The organism is Martelella sp. HB161492, from assembly GCF_013184775.1.
Lineage (GTDB): Bacteria > Pseudomonadota > Alphaproteobacteria > Rhizobiales > Rhizobiaceae > Martelella.
The window spans coordinates 155,525-171,450 of record NZ_JAATVV010000009.1 but is presented as its reverse complement, the minus strand read 5'-3'; the positions used below and the strand labels follow the sequence as shown (position 1 = coordinate 171,450).

Here is a 15,926-nt window from a genome sequence, read left to right as displayed (position 1 = left end):
CACAGGCATCCAGCGGGTGCGCGTCCGCGCGGAGAAAAGCCCTGTCTATTCAATGCCTTATGTATCTGAATCCCCGTGACAAGCACGGGGATGACGACGGAGGTTGAGGCTATTCCACCTCAAACAAGCAATATGAATGCCTTTGTCAGCAGTCTGAACCCGGCCTTTCAGCCGGGTTTTCTTCATTCCAAAATCCGCATTTTCCGCCGATCAGCTGTCGAGGAACGAGCGCAGCTTGCGCGAGCGGCTCGGATGCTTCAGCTTCCTGAGCGCCTTCGCCTCGATCTGGCGGATACGTTCGCGGGTGACCGAGAACTGCTGACCGACCTCTTCCAGCGTGTGGTCGGTGTTCATGCCGATGCCGAAACGCATGCGCAGCACGCGCTCTTCACGCGGGGTCAGCGAGGCAAGAACACGGGTCGTGGTCTCGCGCAGGTTCGCCTGAATAGCCGCATCGATCGGCAGCAGCGCATTCTTGTCCTCGATGAAATCGCCGAGATGCGAATCTTCCTCGTCACCCACAGGGGTTTCGAGCGAGATCGGCTCCTTGGCGATCTTCAGCACCTTGCGGACCTTTTCCAGCGGCATGTTGAGCTTTTCGGAAAGCTCCTCAGGCGTCGGCTCGCGGCCGATCTCATGCAGCATCTGGCGCGATGTGCGGACGATCTTGTTGATCGTCTCGATCATGTGCACCGGAATGCGGATCGTGCGGGCCTGGTCGGCGATCGAACGGGTGATCGCCTGCCGGATCCACCAGGTCGCATAGGTGGAGAACTTGTAGCCGCGGCGATACTCGAACTTGTCGACCGCCTTCATCAGGCCGATATTGCCTTCCTGAATGAGGTCGAGGAACTGCAGGCCGCGATTGGTGTATTTCTTCGCGATCGAGATCACCAGACGGAGGTTGGCTTCCACCATCTCCTTCTTGGCGATGCGCGCCTCGCGCTCACCCTTCTTCACCATGTGAACGATGCGGCGGAACTCGGCGATCGAAATACCGGTTTCCGTTGCAAGGCTCTGGATTTCGGTGCGCAGATCCTTGATCAGCGAGCCGTCTTCACGGGCAAAATCCTTCCAGCCCTTGCCGGAAAGATTGGCGATCGACTTCATCCAGTTCGGATCAAGCTCGGCACCCTGATAATGTTCCAGAAAGTCATCGCGCTTGACACCGCGGTTCAGCGCCATGCGCAACAGCTTGCCTTCATTCTCAACGAGGCGCTTGTTGATGTCGTAAAGCTGCTCGACCAGCAGGTCGATACGGTTCTGGTTGAGCGACAGAGACTTGACCGCGGTGATCAGCCCTTCCTTCAGCTCCTTGTAGCGGCGTTCCTGTGCATTGGTCAGCGTGCCGGTCGCCGCAAGACGGGCTTCAACTTGCTGATCCTGCAGCTTGCGCAGCTTGATATAGGTGTCGGCGATCAGATCGAGCGTTTCCATGACCTGCGGACGCAGCTCGGCTTCCATGGCCGCCAGCGACAGGTTGGATTCATCCTCGTCTTCTTCCTCTTCCTCCGCCGGCATGCCTTCGCCGCCGACATCGGTGACATCGTCGGCAGGCTTCCTGCGACGTGCCTTTTCTTCCTTTTCTTCGGCAGCCTTGCGGTCAGCCTCGATCTTCTCCGGGCTCTGGAACTGCGGTGCAGCCTTGGCCTCGGGACCGGAATAGGTGGTTTCCAGATCGATGATCTCGCGTAAGAGCGTCGTGCCTTCATTGAGCTCATCGCGCCAGATGATCAGCGCCTGGAAGGTCAGCGGGCTCTCGCACAGGCCGGCGATCATGGTCTCGCGACCGGATTCGATCCGCTTGGCGATGGCGATTTCGCCCTCGCGCGACAGAAGCTCGACCGAACCCATTTCGCGCAAGTACATGCGCACCGGATCATCGGTACGATCCGTCGGTTCTTTCTTCTTCGTCGCGGCTACGGCGGTGCCGGTGCTGGTCGCCAGCTCGGTGCTGTCGCTTTCGCTCTCGCTGTCGTCGGAGTTATCGTCGTTGTCGTGCTCGACTTCGTCTTCGTCCTCGATGACGTTGATGCCCATGTCCGAAAGCATGGCCATCGTGTCTTCGATCTGCTCCGACGTGACTTCTTCCGAGGGCAGAACGGCGTTCAACTCGTCCATGGTCACATAACCGCGTTTTTTCGCGGTCTTGATCATTTTCTTTACAGCGTCATCGGAAAGGTCCAGAAGAGGTCCGTCATGACCGCCTTCGCGCTCCGTTTCGGCTTCTTCGTTTTCCTTGACTTTTGTTGCCATGTACTTTGCTTCCCTGACGTTTCTGCCGCTGGCCAGAAGCGGCTTAATGGCGAATGCTTAACAAAGTCTCCAAGGAGACAACGGCATCCGGCCAGTCATTTCATCCGCAAACCCTGAAACAGGACAAAATGCACCCTTGCGGAGCCTTGGCTCCGGGTGCACATAGTACCTATCGTGAAATTTCGCTGCGCTTTGCCATCTGAAATGGTGATTCCCAGAAATTCTCTGTCAGTCAAGCGTTCAATCCATTTCACGCGTGATTTATTCGAAAAATCCGCTCTATTCACAACGCATCAGACCGCTCAGCAGGTTCCATCCATAGATAGAGCGCTTCTCGCAAGACACACATTTAGGATCCCGCCGGGCAAATACAAGCCCCCTATTGCTGCAATCCTGACAGGCATCAGCGATTCTTGACGTGCTGTGTCCCGTCGGAAACGAATCACGACGCCTCACCCACCTGACCGTTGCGCCCGGACATGATGCCGAAGCCATCAATATCGGCTTCCTGGTTCTCGATCCGGGAAATTTCGTTCAGCACGGCACGCAATGCATCAAACAGCCGGTCGTGACGTTCGATATCGCTTTCCTCGATCGCTTCGGCAATTTCACGCTCCAGCTCCAGCCGCTGGCGCTCCAGCGAGCGCGCCCGGTTATGAAACGACAGCGCCTGATGAAAGACTTCCCGCACATCATCAAGCGCAGCATCGGGGCTCGCAATCCAGGGCACATTCTGGCGCACCAGAACCTGGAAGTGGTCCAGCATCGCCGCAAAGCCCGCACCGCGCAAATGCTCGTCCAGCCTTTGGTAATCCATGCCGGGCCGGGCGACATTGGCAATAAAGGCGGCCCAGAAGGCACGCATATCCGCGCTCTCGAAGGTCAGGGTGGCGATATTGTCAAATTCCTCGCGGGCAAGCGCCGGATGGGTCAGCAGGCAAAGCGCGATCTGGCATTCGCGGAAGGAAGGCTTGGCCAGGAACTGGGCGCTGGCAAGCGATGACCGCGCCAGACGATCGGAGGCGGCAAAGGACCCTGCCCCGGCAAAGGGTGCGCCCCCTGCCCGGTTGCGATTACCCTGACGGCCGCGGTCCTCACGCCGCTGCCCGCCGCCGCCATTGCCGCGAAACCGGGCGTAAAGCCGGTTGCGGAAATCCTGCTGATAGTGCCGGCGGACATTTTCATCGGCAATGGACTGGACCAGCTGATTGATTCGCGCCTCGATCGCGGCACGGCTTTCCGGTGTATCGCTGCGGGCAGAGCCGACCTCGCGCTCGAAAACCATATCGGCAAGCGGCCGGGCCTGGCCCATCACAGCCTCGAAAGCCTGTCGTCCGCCATCGCGGATCAGATCATCCGGGTCGCGCCCGTCCGGCAGCAGCGCAAAACGCAAGGAATGGCCGGGCCTGATCAGCGGCAGCGCCAGACCCGCTGCGCGCTCGGCCGCACGGATGCCCGCTCCATCGCCATCAAAACAGAGCACCGGCTCCGGCGTCATGCGCCACAAAAGACCAAGCTGCGCCTCCGTCAGGGCGGTTCCAAGCGGCGCGACAACATTGCCGATTCCGGCCTGCGCGAGCGCAATCACATCCATGTAGCCTTCAACGGCGATCACCGTCTTGGCACCGTCGGCACCGGACAGCGCCTTTCGGGCACGGGCGAAATTGAACAGGACATTGCCCTTGTGGAACAGCTCGGTATCGTTGGAATTGAGATATTTCGCCATGGCGTCAGCCCGCATGGCACGACCGCCAAAGGCGATCACCTGCTCGCGCGAGGACAGGATGGGAAACATGATCCGGTCGCGGAACCGGTCATAGGAAACCGGGATATCGGCGCCATGCACCACCAGACCGCAGGCTTCGATCTGTTCCTTTTCCACACCTTTTCCGGCGAGATACTCCTTCAGCGCATTGCGGCTGTCAGGGGCAAAGCCAAGGCGGAACGTATCGATGGTGCGGGCGGAAAGCCCGCGTTCGCGCAGGTAGGCCCGCGCCCGACTGCCATTTGCAGACTGCAGCTGATCCTGAAAAAAGCCCGTTGCCAGCTCCATCACCTCGACGAGGCTGCGGCGTTCGCGTTCGCGCCGCTCGGCCTGCGGGTCGGGGGCCGGCATCGGCACACCGGCAAGATCGGCAACCGCCTGTACCGCTTCGGGAAAGCTCATGCCGTCCAGATCGGTGAGAAAGCGGAAGTGATCCCCCGTCACCCCGCAACCGAAGCAATGATAGCGCCCCTTGCGGTCCTCGCAGTGGAAACTGGGGGTCTTCTCACCGTGAAAGGGGCAGCACGCCCAGTAATCACCGCGCGCGGCATTGGTCTTTTTACGGTCCCATGACACGCGCGTCCCGATCACGCTCGAGATCGCAACGCGATCGCGGATCTCGTCAAGAAAGGAAGGCGGAAAACGCATCGATACCTCTTGGCCCGCCGTCCGGATTGTTTTCGCCGGACGGGCAGCCATCACCATAACGACAATACGGGAAAAGTACCATCGCCGGCGGAAACAGCCGCCGGAAACGGGAATGCTATTTCAGCATTTCCTTTACCACGCCGGAGGCCTTGGAAAAATCCATCTGGCCGGAATAGCGGTCTTTCAGGGCCTTGATGCACTTGCCCATGTCACGAAGCCCCTGGGCGCCGGTCTCCTCCACGACGGAAGCGCAAAGCTCACGCACCTTTTCCTCCGATAGCTGGGCGGGGAGAAAACCCTTGATGACGCTGATTTCCTCACGCTCCTGCGCGGCAAGATCGGCACGACCGGCCTCATCGTAGAGGCGCGCCGATTCCTCGCGCTGCTTCACCATCTTGACCAGGATCGTCATGATGTCCTCATCCGTGACCGGATCCTTGCCGCAGCTGCGATGGGCAATATCCCGGTCTTTGATCGCTGCCTGAACCAGACGAAGGGTTGAGAGGCAGACCGGCTTTTGGGCTTTCATGGCATCTTTTAGTGCGGAAGCGAGCTTGTCGCGCAACATACATATCTCCTGGGAAAGCCGGGGGGTTGATTGCAGCGGCGTTTCCTCGTGAACAAGCGGGGGCGTTTAGCGAATCCAGCGTCCACGATCAAATCAAATGTTCTCGTCAGCGAAGTTTTTTTGTCTATCGGCGCACTGTGCACCCTCGGCAATTGACCCGCAAGCCGGGTTTGACTATTTTCCGGCAACCGCATCAGAATTGGTCGTGTTTGCCACGCGCCGCTGCAAAAGCAGCCGGACGCCCCTGATCATGCGGCCAATATATGGCGATCCGCACCGCAAAGAACAAGCGGCAAGGATAAGCTGGAAGCGCAAAGGACGATGATGACTAGCCAATCCGCATGGACGATCAACAAGCCAACCGCCGTACTGGTTCTCGCAGACGGTACGGTTATCTACGGCAAGGGAATGGGCGCGACGGGCCGGGTGCAGGCGGAAGTCTGCTTCAATACTGCCCTCACCGGCTATGAGGAAATCCTCACCGATCCCTCCTATCTCGGGCAGATCGTCACTTTCACCTTTCCCCATATCGGCAATGTCGGCACCAATGCCGAAGATATCGAAGACCTGACACCGGCCGCACGACGCGGCGCGGTCGGCACGATCTTCAAGGCCGATATTACGGAGCCGTCGAATTATCGCGCCAGCGAGCATCTCGACCAGTGGCTGAAGGCACGTGGCATTATCGGCCTTTCGGGCATCGATACGCGTGCGCTGACGGCCTGGATCCGCGAACATGGCGCGCCGAATGCCGTGATCGCCCACGATCCTTCCGGCCATTTCGATATCGAAGCGCTGAAGACGGAAGCCAAAGCCTGGAGCGGCCTTGAAGGTCTGGATCTGGCGATCGAGGCGACCTCCGGCCAGTCCTCGCAGTGGCGCGAAAAGCCCTGGGTCTGGAACGAAGGCTATGGCAACCTTGAAGACACGGATGCGGCCTATCACGTCGTCTGCATCGACTACGGCGTCAAGCGCAATATCCTGCGTCTCTTTTCCGGTCTGGACTGCAAGGTCACGGTGGTTCCCGCCAAGACCTCGGCCGAAGACATCCTGGCGCTGAAGCCCGATGGGATTTTCCTGTCCAACGGCCCCGGCGACCCGGCAGCAACCGGCGAATATGCGGTTCCGGTCATTCGTGCGCTGATCGACAGCGGCCTGCCGGTCTTCGGCATCTGCCTCGGTCACCAGATGCTGGCACTGGCGCTTGGCGGCACCACGGTGAAGATGCATCAGGGTCATCATGGCGCCAACCATCCGGTCAAGGATTTCACCACCAACAAGGTCGAGATCGTGTCGATGAATCACGGCTTTGCCGTGGACAAGGCTTCTCTGCCGGATGGCGTGGAAGAAACCCACGTCTCGCTGTTTGACGGTTCGAACTGCGGCCTTCGCCTTGTCGGCAAGCCGGTCTTTTCGGTCCAGCATCACCCCGAGGCTTCCCCCGGCCCGCAGGACAGCCACTACCTCTTCCGCCGCTTCATCAACATGGTGCGCGAACAGAAGGGCGAGGCCCTTCTTTCCGAGCGCGCCTGAAGCCTGACAGATCCGTGAATTGAGGAAGGGCGCCGCTTTGGCGCCCTCAGACTGCAGGCAAACCTCGCCCCCTTTTTGCTGTTGTCATGCCTGTGCTTGTCGCAGGCATCCAGCCGACGCGCGTCCGCGCGGCGAAAGACTCTTATAATCCAATGCCCAGAAGAGCCGGGATCCCCGTGACGAGCACGGGGATGACGACAGAGGGGGCGGCTACACCACCCCAAACAGGCAATCTGAATGGCTTTGTCAGCAGCCTGAGGGCGCCGCTTTGGCGCCCTTTTTCATGAAGATTGATCTTCGAGCTGTTTCGACCGGCGTTTGCCGTAGCGGATGCTCCAGGTCATCATGCCGGCGAAAACGGCAATCCACATCACCTCACTGACAACCAGAAAAATATCGATCGGCAGAAGCGGGATCAGAACCGCCCGCAGGATAGCCTCACCAAGCAGGACGGCCGCCCAGATGCCCGTCATTTCCCGCATGGTGCGGCGGAAGCCGGGACGGGTCTGCCAGAAGCCTTCGTATTTTTCCTGCTTCTCCCGGTTTCCCTCGGCGGCGAGAAAGAAGATCAGCGGACGCGGCGCAAACAGCGAACCGAGAAAGACAAGCCCGATCAGACCGGTAATCAGCGAATTCTTCAACAACGCCAGATAGGCGCTGTTGAACCAGAGACTGCCCGCCAGCGAGGCCAGCGCTGCAGCAAGCGTGATGATACTGACAGCGGCGATCCGGCGGCTGACGACATAGGACACGATGATCGTCGCAATCGGAAACAGGGATCCGAGCGCCAGCGCATGCACGACCGACAATCCGAAATGCTGACCGAGCACAAAGGTCAGATAGGGTAGCAAAGCCCCGAAGATGATGTCGTTACGCATCGTTATCCTCCCATCAGAGCGCCGAGATTAGCCGCGACACAGACCTCAGGCAACAAGCGCGTTACGCTCGCGCCGCAGCAGAATGAAAAGGCGCGCGGCAAGCATCGCAGCCGCGGACGCAAGACCGAACATGAAGCCGATCCAGATGCCTATCCCTTTGAGATCAAACGGAAATGCCAGAACAAATGCACAGCCGAGACCAATGCCCCAATAGGAAATCAGCACCAGAACCATCGGTATGCGCGTATCCTTCAGCCCGCGCAAAAGACCGCTCATCATCGTCTGCGTGCCATCGACCAGCTGCGTCAAGCCGGAAATGATGATCAGCGGCACGGCATAGGCGATGACGGCGGCGGCTTCGGGCAGCTTGGTATCGATGAACAGGCTGGCGAGCTGTGCGGGCAGAAAGGCGAAAGCCATGGTGCCGATCATGGCGTAGCAAAGGCCGAGCACGACAACGGCAATGGCGGCCCGCTTCAGATTGGCAAAATCCCCCTGCCCGTGAAACACGCCGACCCGCACGGTGCCGGCCTGAGACAGGCCGAGCGGCACCATGAAGGTGATCGCCGCAAGCTGCATGGCTATGCCGTGGGCGGCAAGGGGAATGGCGCCGAAACGGCCCATCATCAGCGAAGCGACGGTGAACATCGACACCTCGGCGAGAACGGCAACACCGATCGGCAGACCGAGCGCCACGACTTCGCGCAGGGCACCCCAGTCGGGCCGCCAGAAGCGGACGAAAAGCTGATAGCGCCGCATTTCCGCATCGCGCTCAATATAGATCGCCAGGAACAGGAAGCCGGCAAGCTGCACGGAGAAGGCAACCACGGCAGCGCCGGCAATGCCGAAACGCGGCAGACCGAAATGCCCAAGCACGACGATATAGGCGAGTGCCGCATTCAAAAGCAGCATCAGGATCGTTGCCCAGAGCACGATACCGGCCCGGCCCGTGGCGCTGACAAGGCTTCTGAGCACATTGAACAGCAGCGCCGGAAACATCGCAAAGGCGACGATACGGCAATAGATCGCTGCCCTTGCCGCCACATCCGGCTCCTGACCGATGGCCAACAGGATCGGCTCGGAATACCAGAACAGCGGCAGCACCATGAGGCCGAAGGCAATCGATGCCCACATGCCCATGCGCAGTGACCGTCTGACGGCCACTTCATCGCCCCGCCCATAGGCCTGGGCCACCATCGGCATCACCGCGATCGCCAGACCGCAGCCGAAGATGAACAGCGTGAAGAAATACTGGGTGGCAATAACAGCGGCGGCGAGATCGATCGCGCTCAACTGGCCCAGAATGACAATATCGGTGGTGTTGATGCCCTGCTGGGCAAGCTGCGCACCGATAAGCGGGATACCAAGGGAAAGCGTTTCGCGAAAATGGCGAGACCACGAATGACCGGCTGCTTGCGCAGGAGGCATTGTGACAGACATGAGAGCACCTGAAACTGACACGCAGGGGCCAGGCAATATCGGGGCCCGAGCGGCCTCCTCCCATATCCTCTTTCTGTTGCGAAAGCTACTCTGCCTTCGTCCCATAGCGATAGGCGCCGCCGCGCTGGATCGCATGGCGATAGCCGGGCCGCGCGTGAATGGCCGCCAGCCACGACAGGACGGCCTGCGGCCGTCTTTCAAAAGGCACCCGCGCCATGCCGACCTCAACAGGAAAACTCATCATGATATCGGCCGCGGAAAAACCGTCACCGGCAAACCAGCCCCTGCGATCGAGCGTCTCTTCCCAGAAGGCCCCATGCGCCTTGAGCTGCGGATCGGTCAGCGCCTTCATCACCCCGCGTGACACAGCAGAGACCACAGGCCGCATCAGGAATGGCACGCGCTCCGGCAATTTCAGAAAGACGAGCTTCATCACCAGAAGCGGCATGGCCGAACCTTCCGAATAATGCAGCCAGTAGCGGTAATCCTGCAGCGCTTCAGATCCGGCAGCCGGCCTGAGACCGGAGGACATCCCATAGGTATCAAGCAGATATTCGACGATTGCGCCGCTCTCGGCAATGACACGGTCACCATCCTCGATCACCGGCGACTTTCCGAGCGGATGCACCCGCTTGAGTTCATCCGGGGCGCTCATATCCTCTCCGCGACGATAGACGCGAATGCTGTAGTCAACACCAAGCTCCTCCAGCAGCCAGAGAATGCGGTGCGCACGGGAATCTTCGAGATAATGGACAAGGAGCATGACGCGAAACCTTCAATGGTCAGGTGAGGCTGAGATGGGATGATGATGCCTTCGCGTCAAGCCGAGAAAAATGGCAGGCCGGAAAGACCTGCCATGCGATAGCGCATGCGGGATCAGCGCAGGTGGCGCGCGCGCCCCGCTTCGGCGTTTTTCGTTGCGACGATGCGGTAGAGGACGCCGAGGCCGGCCGCGGCAAACAGCGACTGAAAAGCGATGAGAGGCAGATATTCCATCATGTTGTTACTCCTCTTGTTTGCTCTGTAAACGTAGCTGGCGGTGATTTGGTTCATTTGTGATTTGGCAAAATGTGATTCTTTTCACGCAGATCAAGTCTGCACATCCCTTTGCCGCAAGGCTTGTCAGATCCGACTTTCACGGAAAGTCGCCCGGTTTCAGTCCCGATCCGATACGCTTCGGTTCGGCATTTGCCTGCCCAATCCCCAATTTCGGCCATTTTCGGGGTTCCGTTCGGGCAATGTTTTGCCTATAAGGCCCTCCTAGCCTAGAAATTTGCGACGACGCTCAAGCCGGCCGGTTCTCCGTGCCGGTTTTTGATGCAGGAACGAGAACAAACGGAAGCACCCATGCCAAAGCGCCAAGATATCAAGTCCATCCTCATTATCGGCGCGGGGCCGATTGTCATCGGCCAGGCCTGTGAGTTTGACTATTCCGGTGCACAGGCCTGCAAGGCGCTGCGCGCCGAGGGCTATCGTGTAATCCTCGTCAATTCAAACCCGGCAACGATCATGACCGATCCGGGTCTGGCGGATGCGACCTATGTCGAGCCGATCACGCCGGAAGTCGTTGCCAAGATCATCGCCAAGGAGCGCCCGGACGCGCTGCTGCCGACCATGGGCGGCCAGACCGCGCTCAACACCGCGCTGTCGCTGCGCCGCATGGGCGTTCTCGAGCGCTACAATGTCGAGATGATCGGCGCCAAGCCGGATGCCATCGACAAGGCCGAGGACCGCGCGCTGTTCCGCGAGGCCATGGCCAAGATCGGGCTGGAAACGCCGCGCTCGATGCTCGCCAATGCCACCGAGATCAAGGACAAGGATCGCCAGGAACACGAGGCCGAACGCGCCGAACTGCGGGCCACGCTGTCCGGCGACGCTCTCGACACTGCGCTGGATGCGCTGGAAAACAAGTGGAACCTCGGCAATACCGACCGCAAGCAGCGTTACATGGCCCATGCCATGGCGATTGCTGCCCAGGCGCTTGACGTGATCGGCCTGCCGGCAATTATCCGTCCCTCCTTCACGCTTGGCGGAACGGGCGGCGGCATTGCCTATAACCGCTCGGAATTCTTCGAGATTGTCGGTTCCGGCCTCGATGCCTCCCCGACCACCGAAGTGCTGATCGAAGAATCAGTCCTCGGCTGGAAGGAATATGAAATGGAAGTCGTTCGCGACAAGGCGGACAACTGCATCATCATCTGCTCGATCGAGAATATCGATCCGATGGGTGTCCATACGGGCGATTCCATCACCGTCGCACCGGCGTTGACGCTGACCGACAAGGAATACCAGATGATGCGCAACGCCTCGCTTGCGGTGCTGCGTGAGATCGGCGTTGAAACCGGCGGCTCGAATGTTCAGTTCGCGGTCAACCCCAAGGATGGGCGTCTGGTCGTCATCGAAATGAACCCGCGCGTTTCGCGCTCTTCTGCTCTGGCATCGAAGGCAACCGGCTTCCCGATCGCCAAGGTCGCGGCCAAGCTTGCCGTCGGCTATACGCTGGACGAACTTGAAAACGACATTACCGGCGGCGCCACGCCGGCCTCATTCGAACCGTCGATTGACTATGTCGTCACCAAGATCCCGCGCTTTGCCTTTGAGAAATTCCCCGGTGCCGAACATACGCTGACGACGGCGATGAAATCGGTCGGCGAGGTCATGGCCATCGGCCGCACCTTCCAGGAATCGCTGCAGAAGGCGCTGCGCGGTCTGGAGACCGGTCTGACCGGCCTCGACGAGATCGAGATCCCCGGCTACGACACCGGCGAGCCCTTCAACGCCGTACGCGCCGCCATCGGCACACCGACGCCGGAGCGCCTGCGTATGGTTGCCCAGGCGTTCCGCCTTGGTTTCTCCGAAGAAGAAGTCCACGAACATTCCAAGATCGACCCGTGGTTCCTTGCCCAGATCAAGGGCATCGTCGACATGGAAGAAAAGCTCCGCGTCCACGGCCTGCCGGACGATGCGGACAATATGCGCATGCTGAAGTCGATGGGCTTTTCCGACCAGCGGCTTGCCAGCCTCACCCATGGCCGGCCGAAGGAAGTTGCCCAGCTGCGCAACCGGCTCGGTGTGCGCCCGGTGTTCAAGCGGATCGACACCTGCGCGGCCGAATTCGCTTCGCCGACGGCCTACATGTATTCGACCTATGAACTGCCCTTTGCCGGTGCCACCCGTTCTGAGGCTCAGATCTCCAATCGCAAGAAGGTCGTCATTCTCGGCGGCGGCCCGAACCGGATCGGCCAGGGCATCGAGTTTGACTATTGCTGCTGCCATGCCGCCTTCGCGCTGAAGGATGCTGGCTTTGAAGCCATCATGGTCAACTGCAATCCGGAAACGGTTTCCACCGACTACGACACCTCCGACCGGCTCTATTTCGAGCCGTTGACGGCTGAAGACGTGATTGAGATCATGCGCGCCGAGCAGGAAGACGGCGAAGTGGTCGGTGTGATTGTCCAGTTCGGCGGCCAGACACCGCTGAAGCTGGCCGAAGCGCTGGAGAAAAACGGTATTCCGATCCTCGGCACCGCGCCGGACATGATCGATCTCGCCGAAGACCGCGACCGGTTCCAGAAACTCCTGATCAAGCTCGAATTGAACCAGCCGGAGAACGGCATTGCCTATTCGGTTGAGCAGGCGCGCCTCGTCGCTGGCGAGATCGGCTTCCCGCTGGTCGTGCGCCCGTCCTATGTTCTGGGTGGCCGCGCCATGCAGATCGTCCATGATGACGCCGGGCTTTCGACCTATCTGCTGGAAACCGTACCGGAACTGGTAACCGAAGACATCAAGCAGCGCTATCCGAACGACAAGACGGGCCAGATCAACACGATGCTGGGCAAGAACCCGCTTCTGTTCGACAGCTACCTGACCAACGCCACCGAAGTGGACGTCGACTGCCTTTGCGATGGCAAAAACGTCTTCATCGCCGGCATCATGGAACATATTGAAGAAGCAGGCATCCACTCCGGCGACAGCGCCTGCTCGCTGCCGCCGCATACGCTGTCTCCCGCCATTCTTGATGAACTTGAGGAACAGACCCGCGAACTGGCGCTGGCGCTGAACGTCAAGGGCCTGATGAATGTGCAATATGCCATCAAGGACGGCACGATTTTCATCCTTGAGGTCAATCCGCGCGCGTCGCGGACCGTTCCCTTCGTCGCCAAGACCATCGGTGCGCCGATCGCCAAGATCGCCGCACGCGTCATGGCCGGCGAAGTGCTCGACGACGCGATCGGCGAATATGGGGAGAAGCCGCATCCGCGCGCGCTTGATCACATTGCCGTCAAGGAAGCCGTCTTCCCCTTTGCCCGGTTCCCCGGCGTCGATACGCTGCTCGGCCCGGAAATGCGCTCCACCGGCGAGGTTATCGGCCTTGACCGCGATTTTGCCATTGCCTTTGCCAAGGCCCAGCTGGGCGCAGGCGTCGACCTGCCGCGTCAGGGCTGCGTCTTCGTTTCGGTGAAGCAGGAAGACAAGGCCCGGGTTCTGCCGGCGATCAAGCTGCTGGTCGAAGAGGGCTTCAAGGTCATGGCGACCGGCGGCACCCGCGATTTCCTGGAGCAGAATGGTATTGCCGCCATCAAGATCAACAAGGTTCGCGAAGGCCGCCCGCATATCGAGGACGCGATCCGCAACCGTCAGGTCCAGCTGGTCATCAACACGACCAGCAATGACAAGACGATCTCGGATTCGAAATCGCTGCGCCGCGCGGCGCTGACCCAGAAGGTGCCCTATTACACCACCATGTCCGGCGCACTTGCCGCCGCCCAGGCGATCCGGGCGCTGAAGAAGGGCCAGCTCGAAGTCGCGCCGCTGCAGAGCTACGCCTGATCTGTCAGACTGATATATGCGCGATATCGCGCTATGAAGGCGGGCGAGAGTCCGCCTTCATACTGTTGACAAAGCCATTCATATTGCATGCTTGAGGTGGAGCAGCCCCTCTATCCGTCGTCATCCCCGTGCTTGTCACGGGGATGACGACGGATAGAGGGCAAGGTTTCTCAGCAATCTGAACGCGGGCGAGAGCCCGCCGTTTTTGTCCCTGTAATTTCAGGATACCGGCACCATGACTGACAAGATCGAAATCCTCAATGAACGGGTCTTCCCCGTTTCCCGCGAAACGCTTTATGAAGCCTTTGCCGATCCCGACATGCTGGAGCGCTGGTGGGGACCGCACGGTTTTTCCAACAGCATCACCGATTTTGATCTTCGTCCCGGCGGCAGCTGGCTGATTACCATGACCGCCTCGAACGGCACCGATTTCGACAATCGCTGGTCGTTCACCGATGTCGTCGCCGGGCAGTTTATCCGCGCGATCCATCATGAACCGGTCCACGCCTTCACCCTGGAAATGCGTTTCACCGATGAAGATGCCGGCACGCGCCTCTCATGGCGCATGCTGTTCGACAGGACCGAAGAAAACGAGGCAATCAGTCATCTGTTGCGCGCTGCCAATGAGCAGAACTTCGATCGCCTCGAATCCCTGCTCAAAACGGTGGCGGACTGAGGCCACGCAGCCGCCTTGCCTTATGCCGCGATGATATTGTGCTCAGGCCCAAAGGGAAAGCCGGTGATATCCTCGGCGCCGGTCTCCCCGACGACGACGATGTCATGCTCGCGGTAGCCGCCGGCGCCGGCCATGCCCTGGGGTATGGTCAGCATCGGCTCCATCGACACGACCATGCCCGGCTCGAGCACGGTGTCGATGTCCTCCCGCAGTTCTAGCCCCGCTTCGCGACCATAATAGTGGCTGAGCATGCCGAAGGAGTGTCCGTAACCGAAGGAGCGGTATTGAAGCATGCCCTCCTGCTTCAGGAAGCGGTTGAGTTCCTCGCAGATCGAAGCGCAGGATATGCCGGGGCGGATCAGCGACAGGCCCAGTTCATGGGTGGCGACATTGATGTCCCAGACCTTCCGTGACGCCGCGTCCGGCTCACCGAGAAAAAGCGTCCGCTCCAGTGCGGTGTAATAGCCGGAAATCATCGGAAAGGTGTTGAGGCTCATAATATCGCCGGCCTCGAGCCGGCGCGCGGTCACCGGATTATGAGCGCCATCGGTATTGAGGCCAGACTGGAACCAGACCCAGCTGTCGCGATATTCCGCCTCGGGAAAAGCTTCGGCGATCGCCAGCTCCATCTGATCCCGTCCGGCGATCGCGACGTCGATTTCGCGGACGCCCTCACAAATCGCGTCACGGATCGCCGCGCCGCCAAGATCGGCGATGCGGGCGCCTGCACGGATGAGCGCGATCTCTTCCGCAGACTTGATCATGCGCGCGCGCATCGTCTCGGGCGCCACGTCGAAAAGCGTGATGGCGCCGAAGGCATCCTCGAGCGCCGTCTTCGCCGACAGCGTCATGTGGTCGCCTTCAATGCCGATCCGTCGGACAGAACCGGCAATGGATTGCACGGCCCTCCAGAAATTGTCGCGATGCCAGTCGGTATAGATGATGTTGTCGCCATGGCTGCGCCGCCAGGGCTGTCCGGCATCGATGTTGGCGGAAACCGTGGTGCAGGTCTCCATGGTGACGATACAGCCAAAGGAGCGGCCGAAACTGCAATAAAGAAAGCCGGAATAATAGGCGATGTTGTGCATCGACGTCAGCAGCACGGCGTCAAGATCGTGCCGCGCCATGATGGCACGCAGACGTTTGAGCCTGAGATCATATTCAGACTGGGAGAAGGGCAAGGCGGCCCTGTCACCATTCCTCAGAGAAAAGTAACGGGGGCGTTCGGGCAGATCTGTCATGGAGAAATCCTCGTCCAGACCGGGCGGGATCCATCCATCAGCCCGGTTTAACGTCCGGGCGTGCAGGACACATCATCATCATGAGATGAGC

At 59.9% G+C, this 15,926-nt stretch carries 11 protein-coding genes; 3 read left to right on the top strand and 8 right to left on the bottom strand.

Annotation, left to right across the window (positions count from 1 at the left end):
• Positions 1–210 precede the first annotated feature (210 nt).
• The 3 genes from rpoD to HCK86_RS16140 all read right to left on the bottom strand — a co-directional run bounded on the left by rpoD (position 211) and on the right by HCK86_RS16140 (position 5,237).
• Positions 211–2,256: an RNA polymerase sigma factor RpoD gene (gene rpoD, locus HCK86_RS16150; RefSeq protein WP_176085508.1), complete on the bottom strand. Its 2,046-nt coding sequence runs from the start codon at positions 2,254–2,256 to the stop codon at positions 211–213.
• 442 nt (positions 2,257–2,698) lie between these two features.
• The gene (gene dnaG / locus HCK86_RS16145) at positions 2,699–4,669 is read right to left on the bottom strand and encodes a DNA primase (RefSeq protein ID WP_176085507.1); all 1,971 of its coding nucleotides are present in this window, start codon (positions 4,667–4,669) and stop codon (positions 2,699–2,701) included.
• Between the two features lie 115 nt (positions 4,670–4,784).
• Positions 4,785–5,237: a GatB/YqeY domain-containing protein gene (locus tag HCK86_RS16140; protein ID WP_176085506.1), complete on the bottom strand. Its 453-nt coding sequence runs from the start codon at positions 5,235–5,237 to the stop codon at positions 4,785–4,787.
• Positions 5,238–5,561: 324 nt separating this feature from the next.
• Here HCK86_RS16140 and carA point away from each other — a divergent pair, with 324 nt between their 5' ends.
• Positions 5,562–6,770: a glutamine-hydrolyzing carbamoyl-phosphate synthase small subunit gene (gene carA / locus HCK86_RS16135; RefSeq protein WP_176085572.1), complete on the top strand. Its 1,209-nt coding sequence runs from the start codon at positions 5,562–5,564 to the stop codon at positions 6,768–6,770.
• A gap of 281 nt (positions 6,771–7,051) precedes the next feature.
• Here carA and HCK86_RS16130 read toward each other — a convergent pair whose 3' ends face one another.
• The 4 genes from HCK86_RS16130 to HCK86_RS24230 all read right to left on the bottom strand — a co-directional run bounded on the left by HCK86_RS16130 (position 7,052) and on the right by HCK86_RS24230 (position 10,087).
• On the bottom strand, positions 7,052–7,648 hold the full coding sequence (locus HCK86_RS16130; protein ID WP_176085505.1) for a VC0807 family protein: 597 nt from the start codon (positions 7,646–7,648) through the stop codon (positions 7,052–7,054).
• A 45-nt stretch (positions 7,649–7,693) separates the two neighbouring features.
• Positions 7,694–9,088, bottom strand: a complete 1,395-nt coding sequence (locus HCK86_RS16125; protein ID WP_176085504.1) for an MATE family efflux transporter — start codon at positions 9,086–9,088, stop codon at positions 7,694–7,696.
• Positions 9,089–9,173: 85 nt separating this feature from the next.
• A complete protein-coding gene (locus HCK86_RS16120) occupies positions 9,174–9,851 on the bottom strand; it encodes a glutathione S-transferase (RefSeq protein ID WP_176085503.1) in 678 nt (225 codons plus the stop codon).
• Positions 9,852–9,964: 113 nt separating this feature from the next.
• On the bottom strand, positions 9,965–10,087 hold the full coding sequence (locus HCK86_RS24230; RefSeq protein WP_281409612.1) for a hypothetical protein: 123 nt from the start codon (positions 10,085–10,087) through the stop codon (positions 9,965–9,967).
• A gap of 348 nt (positions 10,088–10,435) precedes the next feature.
• Here HCK86_RS24230 and carB point away from each other — a divergent pair, with 348 nt between their 5' ends.
• Both carB and HCK86_RS16110 read left to right on the top strand, forming a co-directional pair.
• Positions 10,436–13,918, top strand: a complete 3,483-nt coding sequence (carB, locus tag HCK86_RS16115) for a carbamoyl-phosphate synthase large subunit (protein ID WP_176085502.1) — start codon at positions 10,436–10,438, stop codon at positions 13,916–13,918.
• A gap of 235 nt (positions 13,919–14,153) precedes the next feature.
• Positions 14,154–14,594, top strand: coding sequence for an SRPBCC domain-containing protein (locus HCK86_RS16110; RefSeq protein ID WP_176085501.1), 441 nt, complete (start codon positions 14,154–14,156; stop codon positions 14,592–14,594).
• A gap of 20 nt (positions 14,595–14,614) precedes the next feature.
• On the opposite strand, the gene HCK86_RS16105 is transcribed toward HCK86_RS16110, so the two are convergent.
• The gene (locus HCK86_RS16105) at positions 14,615–15,835 is read right to left on the bottom strand and encodes an aminopeptidase P family protein (protein ID WP_176085500.1); all 1,221 of its coding nucleotides are present in this window, start codon (positions 15,833–15,835) and stop codon (positions 14,615–14,617) included.
• Positions 15,836–15,926 lie beyond the last annotated feature (91 nt).